The sequence below is a fragment of the Streptomyces sp. NPDC031474 genome (assembly GCF_055581185.1).
In genome coordinates this window covers 385,065-401,946 of the sequence record NZ_JBVIJX010000011.1, presented here as the reverse complement: position 1 = coordinate 401,946, position 16,882 = coordinate 385,065, and the positions used below count along the sequence as shown (strand labels likewise).

The 16,882-nt window shown below is 71.6% G+C and carries 16 protein-coding genes; 3 read left to right on the top strand and 13 right to left on the bottom strand.

Annotated elements, in window-relative coordinates:
- Positions 1-43 precede the first annotated feature (43 nt).
- The 13 genes from ACZ5SK_RS25315 to eccB all read right to left on the bottom strand — a co-directional run bounded on the left by ACZ5SK_RS25315 (position 44) and on the right by eccB (position 10,797).
- Positions 44-559: a hypothetical protein gene (locus tag ACZ5SK_RS25315; RefSeq protein ID WP_468576616.1), complete on the bottom strand. Its 516-nt coding sequence runs from the start codon at positions 557-559 to the stop codon at positions 44-46.
- Positions 556-1,098, bottom strand: a complete 543-nt coding sequence (locus tag ACZ5SK_RS25310; protein WP_468576615.1) for a hypothetical protein — start codon at positions 1,096-1,098, stop codon at positions 556-558. Before ACZ5SK_RS25310 ends, ACZ5SK_RS25315 begins: the two co-directional genes overlap by 4 nt.
- Positions 1,076-2,350 carry a WXG100 family type VII secretion target gene (locus ACZ5SK_RS25305; RefSeq protein WP_468576614.1) on the bottom strand — a complete coding sequence of 425 codons (1,275 nt, stop codon included), beginning with the start codon at positions 2,348-2,350 and terminating at the stop codon, positions 1,076-1,078. The genes ACZ5SK_RS25310 and ACZ5SK_RS25305 overlap by 23 nt, the downstream gene beginning before the upstream one ends.
- A complete protein-coding gene (locus ACZ5SK_RS25300) occupies positions 2,350-2,652 on the bottom strand; it encodes a DUF6317 family protein (RefSeq protein WP_319676190.1) in 303 nt (100 codons plus the stop codon). The genes ACZ5SK_RS25305 and ACZ5SK_RS25300 overlap by 1 nt, the downstream gene beginning before the upstream one ends.
- A complete protein-coding gene (locus tag ACZ5SK_RS25295) occupies positions 2,652-3,212 on the bottom strand; it encodes an SAV_915 family protein (RefSeq protein WP_361704977.1) in 561 nt (186 codons plus the stop codon). The genes ACZ5SK_RS25300 and ACZ5SK_RS25295 overlap by 1 nt, the downstream gene beginning before the upstream one ends.
- A 182-nt stretch (positions 3,213-3,394) precedes the next feature.
- On the bottom strand, positions 3,395-4,096 hold the full coding sequence (locus tag ACZ5SK_RS25290) for a contact-dependent growth inhibition system immunity protein (protein WP_334576746.1): 702 nt from the start codon (positions 4,094-4,096) through the stop codon (positions 3,395-3,397).
- 12 nt (positions 4,097-4,108) lie between these two features.
- Entirely contained in the window at positions 4,109-4,480 is a 372-nt protein-coding gene (locus ACZ5SK_RS25285; RefSeq protein WP_334576747.1) for an RNase A-like domain-containing protein, read from the bottom strand.
- A 61-nt stretch (positions 4,481-4,541) separates the two neighbouring features.
- The gene (locus ACZ5SK_RS25280; protein ID WP_334576748.1) at positions 4,542-5,141 is read right to left on the bottom strand and encodes a hypothetical protein; all 600 of its coding nucleotides are present in this window, start codon (positions 5,139-5,141) and stop codon (positions 4,542-4,544) included.
- Positions 5,142-5,211: 70 nt separating this feature from the next.
- On the bottom strand, positions 5,212-6,969 hold the full coding sequence (locus ACZ5SK_RS25275) for an RNase A-like domain-containing protein (RefSeq protein WP_361704984.1): 1,758 nt from the start codon (positions 6,967-6,969) through the stop codon (positions 5,212-5,214).
- Positions 6,969-7,283, bottom strand: coding sequence for a WXG100 family type VII secretion target (locus tag ACZ5SK_RS25270; RefSeq protein ID WP_334576751.1), 315 nt, complete (start codon positions 7,281-7,283; stop codon positions 6,969-6,971). The genes ACZ5SK_RS25275 and ACZ5SK_RS25270 overlap by 1 nt, the downstream gene beginning before the upstream one ends.
- A gap of 56 nt (positions 7,284-7,339) precedes the next feature.
- Complete coding sequence (locus ACZ5SK_RS25265; protein WP_334576752.1) at positions 7,340-7,759, bottom strand: WXG100 family type VII secretion target; 420 nt, start codon at positions 7,757-7,759, stop codon at positions 7,340-7,342.
- A gap of 123 nt (positions 7,760-7,882) precedes the next feature.
- The gene (gene mycP, locus ACZ5SK_RS25260) at positions 7,883-9,256 is read right to left on the bottom strand and encodes a type VII secretion-associated serine protease mycosin (protein ID WP_468576613.1); all 1,374 of its coding nucleotides are present in this window, start codon (positions 9,254-9,256) and stop codon (positions 7,883-7,885) included.
- Between the two features lie 14 nt (positions 9,257-9,270).
- Entirely contained in the window at positions 9,271-10,797 is a 1,527-nt protein-coding gene (eccB, locus tag ACZ5SK_RS25255; RefSeq protein ID WP_468576612.1) for a type VII secretion protein EccB, read from the bottom strand.
- Between the two features lie 208 nt (positions 10,798-11,005).
- Between eccB and eccE the strand changes: the two genes are divergently transcribed.
- The 3 genes from eccE (at position 11,006) to ACZ5SK_RS25240 (ending at position 16,878) form a co-directional block, all read left to right on the top strand.
- Positions 11,006-12,346 (top strand): type VII secretion protein EccE, encoded by a 1,341-nt coding sequence (gene eccE / locus ACZ5SK_RS25250; protein ID WP_361704991.1) that lies wholly within the window; start codon positions 11,006-11,008, stop codon positions 12,344-12,346.
- On the top strand, positions 12,343-13,155 hold the full coding sequence (locus ACZ5SK_RS25245; RefSeq protein WP_443041220.1) for a hypothetical protein: 813 nt from the start codon (positions 12,343-12,345) through the stop codon (positions 13,153-13,155). The genes eccE and ACZ5SK_RS25245 overlap by 4 nt, the downstream gene beginning before the upstream one ends.
- Positions 13,156-13,530: 375 nt before the next feature.
- Positions 13,531-16,878 (top strand): SCO5717 family growth-regulating ATPase, encoded by a 3,348-nt coding sequence (locus ACZ5SK_RS25240; protein ID WP_468576611.1) that lies wholly within the window; start codon positions 13,531-13,533, stop codon positions 16,876-16,878.
- Positions 16,879-16,882: the final 4 nt, after the last annotated feature.

Here is a 16,882-nt window from a genome sequence, read left to right as displayed (position 1 = left end):
TCATTCCTCGCGGAACGGCACACCGTGAGGGACACTTCGACCGTCATGTTCGGGATGTTCTCCCCTGCAACCAGAGCCGGGCCCCGACCTCGCTCGGATACTCGTGGACCGTGAGCATGGCCACGAACCAGCCGACGCCCCACGCAGCGATCGCCGGCAGGACAGGCGCCGCGATCAGCAGGGGCAGGACACCGGCACGGGCCAGTCCGGGCGCCCGCTTGGTATCGCCGCGCTTGGCGTCCCACATCTGCTGGGGAGGCGGAGGAGCGAGGAGCTTCCTGCGGTGATCCCGGCGTTGCTTCGTCCATCCCCACACGACAGCCACGCCGGACGCGGCTGCCTGCGTCCAGTCCCATACGGTGCGCACGGTCGGCGACAGGTCGCTGCGGGGAACGCCCAGGTAGAGCCTGAGCGCGATGTAGCAGATGAAGGAGAGGACGAAGAAGAACAGGAGGGCCGTCCAGACCCGGCGTGCCCAGTAGCGTGCCCCCCGCTCGTACCAGGTGGTGCCCAGTCCTGGCAGGGGCGGGATCACGTCGGGGGGTGCCTGCGTCGTCATGGTCGGGACCCTTGCCTCTCCACCCAGCGCCGAGCCCCCACCTCGCTGGGGTACTCACGGACCGTGAGCCAGGCGGTCAGCCAGCCGACGATGTACGCGGCGAAGGCCGGCATGACGGGTGCCGCGAGGATCACCAGTCCGCGGCCGGCGGCGGCCCGGCCGGGGGCGCGTCTGTTGTGGTCGCGTTTGGCCTGGCGGGTCTGCTCGGGGGTGGGCGGGTTCAGGAGGGCTTTGTGGTGGCTGCGGCGCTGCTTGACCCAGCCCCAGACCAGGGCCGCAGCGGACGCAGCCACCTGGACGCCGTCGCAGACGGTGCGTGCGGTGGCCGGGATCTCACTGCGGAACCCCTCGTAGAGGCTGATGGCCATGAAGCAGACCATGGCCATCACCAGCAGCAGGAAGACGGTCGTACGGGCGCGGCTCAGCCAGTAGAGCGGGCCGCGTCTGTACCAGGTCTTCCCGAGCTTGGGCAGGGACGGAATGTCGAGGGCCGGGGCCTCAGCCGGCTCGGCCGCCTCAGAAGATGCTCTTGACGCCATGCCAGATGTCCTTCGCCATGCGTACGCCGTCGTCCTTGGTCTCCGTCAGGACGTGGCCCGAGCCGGTCAGGACACCGCCCACCACTCCGTGGTCGTGGATGTCCTCGCTCCAGTGCTCGTGGAAGGAGTGGTCGAGGAGACTGGTCGCCCCGATCGCGGCCACCACCCCGACGCCGGCCACCGCGACCGCTCCCTCGACGGGCAGGGCGGCCACCACACCCGCTCCAATGGCCACGCCTCCGAGCGCGGCACCGCCGTCGACGACCACCGCGTGTTGCCAGGACCAGCCCTTGTCGTGGTCGTCCTTCGCCTCCACCAGGCCGCAAGCGGCGGCCGCCGCAACGTCCAGCACGGGGATCTCCCTCAGGAACTCCGGGAGTTTGGCCGCGCCTTCACCCAGACGGAGTGCGTCCGCCGCGTCGGCCAGTTTCACGTTGAGGGCGCGGTCGTAGGGAAGCGCCGTACTGCCCTGATCGGCTCGGGCGATGGCGTCCTCGAGGGAGTCGACCTGCGTCACCGCGTCACGGTAGGCGCTCTTGGCGGGAAGATCGTCCGGCAGTGCGCGGCCCGCCTTCTGGAAGGACTTGCGCTCCGCGCGCAGTTCCTTCTTGGCGGCCCGTTCCTCGTCCTTGGCGCCGTCGATCAGGTTGCGGGCCTCCTTGCCGCCGGCCCGGGCGTCCTCGGCGTCGTAGGCGTACAGACCGCGCAGGGCGTCGGCGATCGTGATCTTGTCGCCGGTCGAGACCGGCGCCGTCACCTGCGCGTACAGGCCGCGCAGCCCGTCCGCCGCGACCAGCCGTGCGTGCTGGGCGGTGTGCAGTATCCCGTGGCGCACCTTGCCGTACTCGTCGAGTGCGGCGATCGTCTTCTGGTCCTCGGCGCTGGGTGGGTTCGCGGTGACGATCTCCAGCGGGACGCCTTTGTCTCCCATCGCCACGCCTTTGCCCGTGGCGACGTGTTCGGCGTTCTGCAGTGCCGTTTCACAGGCGGCGAGCGAGCCGACGAGCGTGTCGAGGATGACGCCCGCGCTGTGCACGAGGGTCGCGAAGGCGCCTGCCGTCAGCGCGTCCTCGCTCCAGGTGGCGCGGAAGGTCTCCGCCGCCTCGCCCTTCCAGGCCGCGTCGCCGACCAACGCCTCGACGGCGCGGCTGATCGGGGTGATGACGTCGTCGAGTTTGTCCTTGGCGTTCTTGTACGTCTCGGCCATCGTGCGCAGTCCGCCGATGTCGCCGCCGACCCAGCTGTCGGCCATCAGCCGTCACCCGCCATCAGGTCCTCGAACAGGCCGTGTACGTCGATGTCGTGCCGTTGGAAGGAGTCGCGGGCGTACGTCACCTTGTCGCCGTGGTCGTCGAGGCGGTCGGCGAATCCGATGTGCAGGGCGACGATGAGGTCGGCGACCTCCTTGAGGGCGTGGTCGAGCCCGGCGTCGCCGCCGCTGACCAGGGGTGGGGCGACGTCCGCGTGCAGCTTGCGGTAGTTGACGGCCTCGTCGTGGAAGGTCTTGGACATCGACGTGAGGTCGCCGAGGACGGCCTTGAAGTCGGGCGGCATCAGCGCACCTCCCGGGCGTAGGCGGCGAGGTCGTCCGGCTGCCAGTTGTGGTGGCCGGGGGCGATACGCGGGTCGAGGAGGACGGTGGCGCCGTACGCGCTGACCGCCTCGGCCAGGGGGCCTATCGAGGTGGCGACCCAGGGTTGGGCCTCGCCGAGCGCGGCGACGAGGCGGTCGCGTGTGGTGAAGGCGAAGGCCACGGCCCCGGTTTGGGTTCCGTCCCCGGTCTGGGTTCCGGTTCCGGTCTGGGGGCTGGTTCCGGCCGTTGGGTGCTCGAAGAGTTCGTAGGCGATGAAGGGCACGCGGGCCGGACGGCCGTCCGCGTCCGTGACGTCGGCGTAGCGGGGGTGGGCCGGTACGAAGACCGGCGTGTGGTAGGCGGGGACGTTGGGCTTGGGGCCCGGGGGCGCGGGCTGGATTGCTTCGGTTCCTGCGGCCTCGGCGTATTCGAGAAGGCGTGATCTACCGGGCTGCGGCGTCGGCGGAGGGGCCGGGGCCGCGCCTGCGGGCGGCTCTGCCTCGATGTAGTCGAGAAGGCGCGAACGGATTGGTGTGCCCACCGCCGTCTCCTGTTCCCCGTGGACCTGCGGATGGTGTGGCGGCACCACCGTAGCCAGGGAGCTTTCGGGCGAGTCCGGCTATTTCGGGTTGACGGGGTAGGAGTATGCGGAACCCATACAGGTGTTTGGCCGTGGCCAGATCAGCACTTGACCGCGAAATGACCCGGCTTCCGGTCCGCCGGTCAGGGCGTGTCCGTCTGCGGGCCGGAGCCGGGCCCGTAGTCGGCGCGGGGAGCGCTGAGCCGGCTTGCGGCGAGCGCGAGCCAGGCGCTGGGTGAGTACGGGGCCGGCGGGTCGACCTCCATGCCCAACTCGGCGACGGCCAGGGCGTAGTCGGACTCGTCCAGGTCGAGGGCGAGCAGTTCGTGCAGTTCTCCGACGAGGCGGGCCGCGAGGTGCGGGTCGGTGGTGGTGCGGTAGTCGTCGACGGCCGCGTCGTGGTCGTCGAACTCGTCCGGCATGTCCTGGGAGAACCAGCCGCCGAGGAACTGGGTCAGTTCCGGGAAGCGGGTCTGCCACTCCCAGTGGGTGGCGGGAGTGGCCATGGGCGGGACGTCGCCCTGCTCGATGCTGTGCTTGAGGTGATCGGCCAGGCAGTACAGCCACTGCTGGATCTCGCCCTCGGGCAGACCGACATCGGGGATCGCGTAGAACTCGCCCAGACGGAGGCGGAGTCGGCCCGGCGGGTTGTCGGCGTACTCGCGCAGTTGACGTTCGGCGACCGCCAGAGCCCAGGGGCGGGTGTGCCAGGTCTGGCGTAGGTAGGCCGTCAGGGCATGGCTGGGCTTGTCGGGGGTGTCGTCGGCCAGTTGGCCGGCGTAGGCGCGGATCACTTGGTCCAACTCGCCGTAGCGGCGGTCGTGTTCGAGGGGGCTCAAGGGCACGGTGATCAACCTCTACGCGGTCGTCTGGAGATAGACGGGGTAGGTGGCCTGGACGGCGAAGCCATGGGGGCGGGACTCGTCCCGCCTCAGGATCACCCGGGCCGCGCGTACGTCCACCGGCCCCCGTCCGGCCAGCATCATTGCCTGCAACAGCACCCGGCCGACCGGTTCGGACCGCGACGGCCAGGACGCTTCGATGCTCAGGCGCGCACGCGTGGACCGGGCCAGCCAGCGGTGGATGACTTGCTCGTTGGCGGTGACGACCTGCTGGGTGGCCCACTGGACGGTCTCACGGTCGGGATAGGAGGAACTGCGCGTGAGCGCCAGGGCGGGGGCTTCGAGCTCAGAAGCGGCACCGTCGTCGGTGTTGCCGAGGTTGTTCATGGAGTCCGTTCGGATGGCGTCGGATGCGGCGGCATCGGATGAAGATGAAGGGGCCGGGCGCTCACGTGGCGTCGAAGGACCAGAAGACGCCGACCTCTGTGTCGGACACCGCGATCAAACCGAGATCCCAGTCGTATCGGGAGAGGGGGGTGCAGCCGGTGGTGGCCTGGTAGAAGTCCGGTGAGTCGTCGCGTTCTCCGGTACGCGCTCCCGGGTGGCCGGCGTTCGTGTAGAAGGACGTCCCCTGCGGAAAGCGCGCGAGGATCACCTGGGCCTTCCGTTCGAGTTCCGGCCGATGGGTCTCGAAGTGGTTGTGGGTGCGTTCGCTGGGGACATCCAGCCACGTGGTGGACAGCATGACGAGCAGCCTTTCCACCGATGTCCGAGGCACCGTCCGCAGCCGGGCACGCCAAGCCTTTGAGCCCGTCGGGTCGGCAGGCGGCAGGACGAAGGGGAAGAACGGGTCTTCCAGGCGTTCCTCCTCGTCTTCGTCAACGTCGATCCACTTCCAGGACCGGGGGTCAACCGCCTCCCGGCGCATGACTGCCGCCACGTCCCGTACCCAGTCCTGGTGCGCGCGCGGCCCCACCAGGACGTACGAGTACCGCCGCTCGTACATGGTGAGCGCCTCGGCCCAGGCCTCGGCATCCGGCGTCGACATCGCGGCTCCTTCTTCGACGGTCGTGTTCTGCGCGGGGAGGATTCAGCCTATTCGGGGGCTGTTCCGGGGCCTATTTGGGCATGGAGGTGACCACGACGAAGGGCGGGTCGAGACTGGGGTCGTAGGTGAGGCGGGTCTGTACACCGTGCGCGTCCGTCACGGGGGTCGCGTGGCCGTTGACCACCCTGGAGGTACGCCCCGTCACGGGGGCCACGGCGAGCGGGTTGTTCGCGGCCGGACCCACCGCGCTGACCTCGAAGACCTGGCTCGACGGGTTGGGCGGGGGCCCGGTCGCCAGCCACGCGTCGATATCGGCGCTCCGCTGCCGTATGCAGTCCTGTGTGTACTGCTGTGCCGAGGCCAGGTCCGTGAAGGTGGACGCCGCCGGGATCTTCGGCTCGCCGTTCGCCTTGGCCTGATCGCGCAGCCGCTGCAGGAGCTGGGCGTCGGTCTTGCCGACGTGTTTGTCGATGCTGTGACTGCCGCCGAGGTCTTCCTCCATCACCAGGTCGATCGTGTACTTGTACGGGACCGCGTTCGCCCCGTTCAGCAGCGTGTGCTCCTTCTTGAAGTCGTTCAACGAGCGTCCGGCGAAGGCCTCAGCTCTCGCTTCCTCCGCGAGGAACGTGGGCGCGCTCCTGAGCGCCTCGTCCAGCTCCCATTCCAGCGCGAGAAGTGTGGTGGCGGCGTCGCTGAACTTCTGCTGGTAGGTCTCGACGGCCTTGTCCGCGGCCTCCCGGTTCATGTGCTGGCGGAAGGTCATCACCAGCTTGCCGAGCATCGCCGTGCCCGCGAGTTGGAGCAGCTCCAGCGCGTCGAGCCCGGCTGTCAGGTCCTCCACCATCCCCTTGGCGGCCTGCTTGGCGAGGTTGGTGGTGGTTTCCCGGCAGGTCTGGGCGACCTGGGCCAGGTCGTCACAGGTCTTCTGGAGGGTGTCGGCGGTCTCGTGCAGCACCTCCAGGATCGGCCGGCGTTGCGCGGGCGACACGTTCCCCGAAGTCTTCCAGTTGCGGCCGCCCTGTTGGGGCGGGGCAACCTGGCCCTGCGCGTCTCGGCTACGGCCCCAGGCAGTGGTCCCCCAGATCGACTGGCAGAACGACTTCATCGCGCTTTGCCACTCGTTGTTTCCGTGCGGGTCCGTCAGGTAGCCGATGGCGGAGGTGAAGGTGTCTCCGGCCTTCAGTGCGGTGTTCCCGGCTTGCCGCCACGCGGTGGCCATGCCCTTGAGGTCGTCTTCGCGGGCACCCGGGGTGATCTCATGGGTCTTGCCGAGATTCAGCCCGTATTCGATGGCCGGGCGGATGACGTCCGCGAGGAAGTCCGGGATCTCGCCCATCGCGCCGGAGATCGCCCACGAGTCCGCGTCCTCGCCGGTCCCGGTCCACTTGATGTCGTTGATCTTTCCGTAGCCGGGCTCCTTGTCGATGACGACGGGAGGAGTACGGCGGGGAGGCGGCCCTTGCATACCACGGGTGGACCAGTCCGCCGCCTGGTAGTTGTTGGCGGTCACGGTCAAGCCGACCGCCACGCCGCCGACGCTCACCACACTCGCCGCCCAGACCCTGACGAACTTCTCGGCAACCTGCATGTAGACCTTGGCGAAGGAGTCCGGGCCCCACCCGGTGCCCGCCGACTGGCTGTACTCGTTGAGCGCGCTCACCAGCGTGGTCGCGCCCTTGTCGTAGTCGAACTGCCCGTCGCGCACCACTGCCGACGTGTAGTACAGATGCGGCGGCTGAACGTCGAACCCCCCGCCCGCGTCAGGCGCCGCCGGTGTCAGCAGGTCCCGTTCCCGCTTACGTTCGGCGTCGCTGGGACGGTCGGCCATCAGCCGGTCCCCCAGCCGCGCAGCACCGCCCGGTGCGCCGCCGCGTAGTTGGTGTGGCCTGTGGTGACGTACTCGTGGAGCCATTTCTGGGCTGCTTGGAGGTCCTGGGCGGAGCGGTCCCATTCGTCGAGTTTGTCGACGAAGACCTCCCGGGTCTCGCCCTGCCAGGACAGGACCACCGGCTCGACACGGTCGTACAGGGCGTCCAGCTTCTCGTTGAGCTTCTTGACGATGTCTTCCAGGTCGGCTGCGAGCTCGTGGAGGGTGGTGAAGGAGACGGATATGTGTTCGTCGGGTGTGGCGCCGGTCGACATGTTCCCCCTACTGACTGGCGATTACAGGTGTGGGGCGGCTACGTGGCGACGCTCGCTCACAGGTCGTCGAGGCTGCTGCGCGGCGTCGATGGCGGTGGCTGCGTGTTCGGGGTCGAGAGACGGTTGACCTCGCTGTCGACGTCCACCTGGATCCGTCGCATCTGTGCGAGCACCTCGAGGTCGTCCTTGGAGAAGCCGTCGCGGCTCAGCCGTACCGCCTCCTCCAGGAGCTGCATCACTTCGCGGATGCGTACGGCGTCCTCGGTCGCCGCCCGGTGGAAGTCGCGGTACGCCGATGCCGCCGGGCCGCGCCAGCCCGCCTCGATGCTGTCGACGATCGCGTCCATGCGCTGCACCTGCTTGTCCAGGTGATCCTGCATGTCGTCGAGGTCGTCGGCGAGTTTGGTGAGGTCCGTTGCGGATGCCCGTAGATCGGGGCCGCCGCCCTGCCCTGAGGCGGCTCCTGGCACGCCCATGCTGTACCTCCGTCCCCCGGCACATCGGCATCACAAGTCACTTGCTGTTGCGATGATCCTATAAGTCGGTGGTCATCGCACGCTTCAACTCGCCCCGGTACGCAGTGAGATGGCCGGTGTTCCCTACTCCGCCCCGGCGATCCTGCGCGCCCGCCTGCGGGCGTCGCGGATCGCCACCGCTGTGCCGCCCAGGCCCGCCACCAGCGCTGCCGCTGCCACGACCACGTAGGTGGCGAGGCGGGCGTTGCGTTCGTCGGGGGTCTCGCCGGTCCGGAATGTGGCGGGGGACGGGGCTTCGGCCTTGCCCAGGCCGCCCTCGGGGCTCGGGGACTCGACGGGACGGTCGTCCTCGGTGAGGGCGCGGACCGGGTCGACGACGCCCCAGCCGACCAGTCGGTCGTGGCCCGCGATGGTGCGTTCCGCGGTCTGTTCGATCTGGGCGACGATCTCGCGCGTGGTCCAGTCCGGGTGCCTCGCCTTGAGCAGCGCGGCCACGCCCGCGACGTACGGCGCCGAGAAGCTCGTCCCGTTGTCGGAGCAGTGGCCGCCCTGGGGGACCGTGGAGATCATGTCGACGCCGGGGGCCGCCACGCCGACGAACTCGCCGGACTGGGAGAAGGAGGCACGTTCGTTGTTGCGGTCGGAGGCGGCCACCGCGAGGACGCCGGCGTAGGAGGCGGGGTAGGTCTCCTTGACGTTGCCGCCGAGGCCGTCGTTGCCCGCCGACGCCACGACCACGATCTTCTTGGCCAGGGCCTCGTCGATCGCCCGCTCCAGGTCGGGGGACGGCTTCAACGCGTTCGACGTGTCCTGGGAGATGTTGATGACCCCGGCCCCGGCCTGGGCGGCGTAACGGATCGCCTCGGCCAGGGACTTGGTGTCGCCGTGGCCCTCGGCGTCGTTCTGCTGGATCGGGATGATCGTCGCCTCGGGGGCCAGGCCGACGAAGCCGGTGCCGTCGAGGGGGCGGGCCGCGATGATGCCGGCGACCTTGGTGCCGTGGCCGACGGTGTCCGTCGTGCCGTTCTCGTTGCCCCGCTCGATCGGGTCGCCGTTGTCGTCCTTGAGGTTCCTGGGCAGGAGGTTACGGCCGGCCTTCACGTCCACCGCGTCGGTGAGCTGCGGGTTCTTGACGTCCACGCCGGTGTCGATGACGGCCACCCGGACGCCCCTGCCCTTGGAGCGGCTCCACAGTTCGTCCAGGAGGACGCGCTGCAGCGACCAGGGGCGGCCCGGGTACTCGCCGTTGGGGAACGTGCACTGGTCCGAGTAGGGGAGTTTGCCCGCCGTCGGCGCCGATTCCGCAGCCGCGGCCTCCGCGGGGGGAGCTAGGAGCGTGGCGGTCGTGAGGAGGGTCGCGGCCGCCACCAGCGTCGTGCGCAGTGCCAACGTCGTGCGCAGCGCCGGCGTCGTGCGCAGCGCCGGCGTCGTGCGCAGCGCCGGCGTCGTGCGCAGCGCCGGCGTCGTGCGCGGGGCCGCTGTCGTGGGCAGCGCCATCGTCGTCCTCCTCCTCACGAGCCCTGGGGCTGGCGGGCCGCCGCCGTCGACAGGCGTGGGCCCGTGGGCAGGAACTCCGACCAGGCGGCCGGGACCGGCGCCGGGTCGACGTCCTTGTAGCCCAGCAGGGTCTGGGCCTGCTTCGCCTCCTGCTGGAGCTGCTCGCGCTTCTCGGGGGTGGTGCCGATGCCCGCGTCGTCCGTCGCGCTGTCGCCGTTGGACTGCAGGACGTAGCGCAGGCCCGTGTCGGTGACTAGGAAGACCGGGCCGGCCTTGGTCTCCTCGCCCTGGAACTGGCGGTAGAGCTGGCCGGATCCCGGCGTGACGTAGGCGCTGGAGGAGCCGGTGGGCAGTGGGGCGGGGAACTCCGTGCCCGCCCAGGTGCTCAGGGTCGTGGCGCCCGAGGTGGCGTTCACGCCGCGCAGGACGCTGCAGATCGTGCTGCGGCTCCCGGCCGCCGACGACGCCTCGTTGACCGGCTCGGGGTCACCGGTCGGCCAGCGGTGCTCGGTTCCGAAGGCCTGGCCCGGCACGATGGCGCCGGGGCTCATCTCCCGGGCGTGACCGGCCTGGCCGAGCGGGGCCAGCTCCTTGCTGAACAGCAGCAGTTGGGCGACGAACGCGGACACGGGAGCGACCCGGCCGTTCAACACCACGTAGTACTGCTCCTTGTTGTTGTCGAACGCCTTGAGCACCATGCCGACCTTGTCGGCGGACTGGTCCAGCTGGCCGGGCGCGCCGGCCGCGCTGCCCGGCTGCCCGGGGACCTCCGGGAAGGCGATCGGGTCGCCCCGGTGCAGGGTCGCCAGCCACTCCGCGGACACCCGCTGGGGCTGTCGGCCGGAACCGACCACCGCCCGCAGCAGCAACTCGTCGCTCTTGTCGACGGGGTACGCCGTGCCGTCCGCGTCGACGACGTAGCGCTTGCCGTCCGGGTCCGCGACGTAGAGTAGTTGGCCGCCGTGGAGGCGCTCCGCGCCCTCGGTCGCCGACTTCTCCCGGGCGGCCAGGACCAGCGCGGCCTTCTGGACGGAGTCCCCGCCTCCCGCGCTCGGCCGCTCGCAGACCGCCCAGCGCTTCGCGGTGCCCGCCTCGGAGGCCGAGGGCAGCCGGTCGGGGGCGTACGGGATGCCGACGGTGACGCCGTGCGGGATCTTGCCGTTGTCGAGAACGGACTCCGAGACGGTCACCACCTCGCCCTGTCCCTCGTCGAGGAGCAGTTTCGCGGAGGCCATGTTGAGGACCGGGTGCAGCTGGACCTCTTTGCCGGTCTTCAGGACGACATAACGGGTGGTCGACTTGCTCGCGACGATCACCTTGGCGTTGGGCACGTCCCAGCCCTTGGGCGCGGTCGGCTTGAACATGCCCCAGGCACCGAAGACGGCCATGACGATCACTCCGACGACCACGCCGGGCAGGATCGCGCGCAGCGGGCGCGGCGCCCCCTCCTCCGAGCCGTCGGGCGACGGCTGCAGAAAAGCCGCGAGCATCCGGCGCTTCGCGAAGGTGTAGGCGTTGAGCTGGTCCCGCCGAGATGCCATCTGTGCCCGTCACTCCCCGTTTTCCGGCCGATCCGCGTGCTCCGCGCCGCGGGTGGACCCGGTTCCCCGTCCGACGATGTCAGAGCGGCCACCTACTATGCCCGGTAACCGTGGGGACTTGGGGAGCGGGTAGGGTTCCTGGGCCGTCGAGTGCCCTGTGCGGTGCTGGAACACGGGCGAATCGTGAACGGAACGGGGGGATGGAGTGATGGCTTCGGGAACGGGCGTGCGCTCTGCCGGCCGGTCGCGGAACCGGGGCTCCTCGGCGGCCGGTCCGCAGCCGCCCGAGCGGTCCCGGTCCCGGCGGTCCGGGCAGCCGTCGGCGCCGGGTGCGCCCGCGCTCAGGGCACGCGCGGGGCAGGGCGGGGCATTCCGGTTGCAACGCCTTGTCCTGCTGGAGATCGCGGCGGCCGTGCTGCTGGTGGGCTGGGTGAGCGGGCCGGTGGCGCTGGTGGCGGCGGGCGTGGTCGCCGCCGTGCTGGTGGTCCTCGCCTTCGCACGTCGTCGCGGCCGCTCGCTGCCGGAATGGCTGGCCACGGCACGGGAGTTGAAGGCCCGCCGACGCCTGGCCGCCCGCCTGGAGATACCGGCCGGGACGGAACCGGGGTTCGGACCGGCCGTGGAGTGCGATCCCGGGCTGCGGACGTACGCGTACGGCGGCCGTGACCGGCGGCCCGTCGGGCTCGTCGGGGACGGCACGTTCGTCACGGCCGTCCTTCAGGTGGAGGCGGACGCGACCGCGTTGCGCGCCGAGCGCGGCCGGCAGCCGCTGCCGCTCGCCCTGGTGCAGGGGGCCCTCGAGGTGGACGGCATCCGGCTGGAGTCCGCGCAGATCGTGCTGCACACACAGCCCGCGCCCGCCCTGCATCTGCCCCCGCAGTCCGTGGCCGTGGCCAACTACGCGCCGCTGCAGGAGCAGACGGGAGCGCCGGCGGTACGCATCACCTGGATCGCGTTGAAGCTGGACCCGGAGCTGTGTCCGGAGGCGGTGGCGGTCCGCGGGGGCGGGCTGATCGGGGCGCAGAAGTGCGTCGTGCGGGCGGCGGACCACCTCGCGAGCCGGCTGACCGGCGCCGGGTTCCGGGCGACCGTCCTCGACGAGGAGGAGCTGACGGCCGCCATCGCCACGTCGGCGTGCGCCAACCCGCTGGTGACGGCGGAGGCCGGGCGGACCGGGACGACGGAGCGGCGGACCGAGGAGACCAGCCGGAGCTGGCGTTGCGACAACCGCCGCCACACCACGTACTGGCTGCGCCGGTGGCCCGCCCTGGGCGGGGGCGGGGCTCCGTCGCTGCCGCAGTTCGTCGCCCTGGTCACGGCCGTTCCGGCGCTGGCCACCACGTTCAGCGTCACCCTCGCCCGCGGTGACCGGCAGGAGGTGTCCCTGACCGGGCACATCCGGGTGACCGGCCGCAGCGACGACGAACTGGTCGCCGCCCGGCGCGCGGTGCAGGGCGCGGCCCGGCACACCGGCGCCGGGCTCGCCCGTCTCGACCGGGAGCAGGTGCCCGGCATGCTCGCGACACTGCCCCTCGGAGGTGCCCGGTGACGGCGACGACGTCCGGCGGAACCATCGCTTCGGGTGAACCGGAGCCGTCCACCGGCCGGTCCGGACAGGCCGGCCGCCCGGGGCGACTCGGGCGGGCCGGGCGCCGCTCGCCGCGCAGCGGTTTCGGCCTGCTCGGACCGCGGCACGGCCGGCACTCGGTGTCCGTGGACCAACTGGCGGGGCTCGCGCTGCCCATCGGGGACGACGGTGTCGTCATCGGGGTCGGCGGCGAGGGCCGGCCGGCCGTGTTGGGCATCAACCGGCCCACGCCGTACGACGTCGTCCTGATCGGCGGTCTGTGGACCGCGCAGGTCCTCGCGCTCCGGGCGGCGGCGACGGGGGCCCGGGTGGCCGTGGAGACGGGGCGGCCGCAGGCCTGGGTGCAGATGGTGCACGCGATGGGCGGCGGGCAGAACGGGCTGGCGGTGTACGAGGTCGGGCGGGTGCCCCCGCAGGGCGCCTCGGCCGGTACGCCGGTGCTGGTGGTGCGGGACTGCGGTATGCGTCCGCCGCGCGGGAGGGTCGCTTCCGGGCCCTGGCAGTCCGTGTTGACGCTGCTGCCCTATCTCAGTCCGGTCGCCCCGCGACTGATGCGGCAGGCCCGACTCGTCGGCGTGCAGCGGATCTCGCCGGACGAGGCCGCGGAACTGGGCCGGACCCTGGCTCTGCCCCGGCACGACGTGGAGGCCCTGCCCACTCTCGCCGACGGCTTCACCCTGTGGTGCGCCGACCGGGACAGGCAGTACGTGATGACACAGCCCACGGACGCGGAGATCGGGTTGCTCGGTACGCCGAGACGGATGGACTGAGACCGCGACTGAGACCGCGACTGAGACCGCGACTGAGACCGCTTCTCCCGTTGTTCATGCGGCACTTCAGCCGCTATGGCCGTTTCGTCCGGCGGCTTGGCGTGCGCGCGCGGCCCGTTCGGGGAGTGCGTGACGTGGTGGACTGGTGCTCAGGGGCGGGCGGGCCTGCCGGGGCGGGCCTTCCGATGATTAGGCTGGTACGGGGCGCGATGCCGGAAACCAGCGGGTGGACGTCGGCGTCTCCGGGGGAGGGCCGCATCGGACGACGTCATCGGACGACGTCAGACGGCCTCGAACCACTTCGGACGACAAGCAGGACAAGCAAATGGTCGCTTCGGCACGGCATGAGGGTGCTCGACCACACCAGGAGGAATTGTGAGCAGCGATCGGGACGGGATCCGCGGGGGCTGGGCCACACCCGGCGATGATCAGCCCGACGCGGAGTCCTCCGTCGAGGCGACGGGCGAGTTCACCATCGACTACGCGCCGCCGGCTTGGTACACGCAGACCACGGGCGGCGCGGGCGGCGATGCGCAGGGGGCGGGAGCAGGCTCGGGGGGCGGTGCCGGAGCCGGTGACCCTGGCGCACCGGCCGCACCGCCTGCGCCCCCCGCACCGCCTGCGGCGCCTGCCGCACCGCCTGTGTCCGCGGCACCGACTGTGCCGCCGGCGCCGGGAGTTCCGGGGGTGCCGGTCACTCTGGCCGCGCCGCCCGTGCCGGATGCTGCGGGTGGGCACGGCGAGCACTTCGCTCTGGCCGCGCCCCATGTGCCGGGTGAGCACTTCGCTCCGGCCGCACCGCCCGCTCCGGGTGTACCGGTCAGTCCTCCTGCTCCGACGCCTCCGGTGGCTTCGACTCCCCCGGCTGCTCCGGCTGCTCCCGCGGTGCCGCCCGTGCCGCCCTCGGCGGTGCCCCACCTTCCGTCGGGCAGCGGGTTCGAGCCGCAGCCGCAGCAGTCCGAGGCCCAGTGGGAGGCCACGGCCGCTTCCGCGGGTGCCGAGGAGAGCGGTCCCGGCAACGGGGATCTGGAGAGCGGCGCCACCATGCGCTTCTCCGCGGCCGCCCTCAAGCGGGAGATCGCTGAGCACACCGCTGCCGTGCAGGCCGAGCCCGAGGCGCCCGTGGAGCCGCCCGTCGAGCCCGCCGAGGCCGTGGACCCCACGCCGGAGGCCCCCGTGCCGACGGAGGACCCGGACGCATCGGACGGAGGCGAAGTCGTCGCGGAGGCCACGGACGTCACCGTCGACGACACGCTCGACGAAGGTGACACTCCTGCCGAGCCCGAGCCCGAGCCCGAGCCCGAGGTAGGGGAGGCCGTCTCCGAGGCCGTAGCCAACGACGAGACGGCTGTTCAGGACGCCGAGGCTGAGGGGGCCTCTGACGCCGACACCCCGGTCAGCGCGCCCCAGGACGCCGTTCCGGCCGCGCCGCCCGCCTGGACTCCCCCGCCGGCCCCGCAGAGCGAACTGCCTCCGCTGCCTCCGTCGTACCAACCCGCGGCGCCCGCACCGGCGGCCCAGTGGCCGGCACAGCCGCAGCCCGCCGAGGCCGCGGCGCCCGCCCCGCAGCCGCCTGTCCAGCCGCAGGCGTCTCCGCCCGGGGCGGACGGCTGGACCCCGCCGGCCCCTCCCGCACCGCAGCCCGGCCACGGCTTCCCGCAGCCCCCTGCCGCCGCCCCCGCAGCGCAGCAGCCATCCGCCCCGCCTCCGGGCTACGGCTTCCCGCACCCCGGCGGCGCACCGGCTCCGACCCCACCGGCCACCCCCGGCGGTTACGGCTTCCCGCAGCAGAACACCGGCCCGGCAACACCCCCCGCCGCACCCAACCCCCAGCCCCCCGCCGACCCCCACACACCAGGCGGCTACGGCTTCCCGCCCCCCGGCGGCGCACCGGCCCCGACCCCACCGGCCACCCCCGGCGGTTACGGCTTCCCGCAGCAGAACACCGGCCCGGGAGCGCCCCCCGCCGCACCCAACCCCCAGCCGCACCCGGCGCCTTCGGCACCCCAGCCGCCCGCCGATGCCCACGCGGCAGGCGGTTACGGCTTCCCCCAACCGCCCGCGCCCAACACCCCCGGTGGCTACGGCTTCCCCCAGCCCCAGGCTCAGCAGCACGCCCAGCCGCCCCAGGGCCAGCAGGCTCCCCCGGCACCGCAAGCCCCGCAGGCCCCTCAAACCCCGCAAGCGCACCCCGGTTTCCCGCAGCCCGGTTTCCCGCAGCCCGGGATTCCACAGCAGGCGGACAGCCAGGCTCCGCCGACCGCTCCTCAGGGTTTCCCGCCGGGAGCTCCTCAGGGTTTCCCCGGACCGTTCCCCCAGCCGGCACCGCACGCCCCGCAGGACCACGCCGCCGCGCCCGACGGGGCACACGTCCCGTCGGCACCGCAGGCACCGCAGGTTCCGCAGCAGCCCGTCGATCCTCGGGCCGGGGCCGCCTGGCCGCAGCCGATTCAGCATGACCAGCGGCAGCCGGTCAACCCCGGTGCGGCGCCGTTGGGTTACACGGCCGCCGTGGAGCTGTCCTCCGACCGGCTGCTCAACAACAAGAAGCAGAAGGCGAAGAGCGGCCGGCCGTCCGCCGGATCCTCGCGGTTCAAGCTCGGCGGGAAGAAGGAGGAGGCGGAGCGGCAGCGCAAGCTGGAGCTGATCCGTACGCCGGTGCTGTCCTGCTACCGGATCGCCGTCATCAGCCTGAAGGGCGGCGTGGGCAAGACCACGACCACCACCGCGCTCGGCTCCACCCTCGCCACCGAGCGTCAGGACAAAATCCTCGCGATCGACGCCAACCCGGACGCCGGTACGCTCGGTCGGCGGGTGCGCCGCGAGACCGGGGCGACGATCCGTGACCTCGTCCAGGCGATCCCGTACCTCAACTCGTACATGGACATCCGGCGGTTCACCTCCCAGGCGCCGTCCGGGCTGGAGATCATCGCCAACGACGTCGACCCGGCCGTGTCCACGACCTTCAACGACGAGGACTACCGGCGGGCCATCGACGTGCTGGGCAACCAGTACCCGATCATCCTCACCGACTCCGGCACCGGTCTGCTCTACAGCGCCATGCGCGGTGTGCTCGACCTCGCCGACCAGCTCATCATCATCTCCACGCCCTCCGTGGACGGTGCGAGCAGCGCCAGTACGACGCTGGACTGGCTGTCGGCGCACGGGTACGCCGAGCTCGTCTCGCGGTCCATCACCGTCATCTCCGGGGTGCGCGAGACCGGCAAGATGATCAAGGTCGACGACATCGTGTCGCACTTCGAGACGCGCTGCCGCGGGGTCGTCGTCGTACCGTTCGACGAGCATCTGGCCGCCGGAGCCGAGGTCGACCTCGACATGATGCGGCCGAAGGTGCGCGAGGCGTACTTCAACCTCACGGCGATGGTCGCGGAGGACTTCATCCGTCACCAGCAGCGCCAGGGACTGTGGACCAGCGACGGCAACCCGCCCCCGGTGGCCGCCCCGCCGATGCCGGGCCAGCAGATGCCCGGTCAGCCGATGCCCGGTCAGCCGATGCCCGGTCAGCCGATGCCGGGGCAGCCGTACCCGCAGCAGCCCCAAGCGCCCCAGCCCGGCCAGCCGTACCCCCCGCAGGGACAGCAACCGCCGGCCCAGCCGTACCCGCCGCAGCAGCCCGGTCAGCCCTACCCGCAACAGCCCCAGCAGCCGCAACAGCCGCACCCCGGGTATCCCCCGGCCGGTTACGGCTACCCGCAGCAGTAGGAAC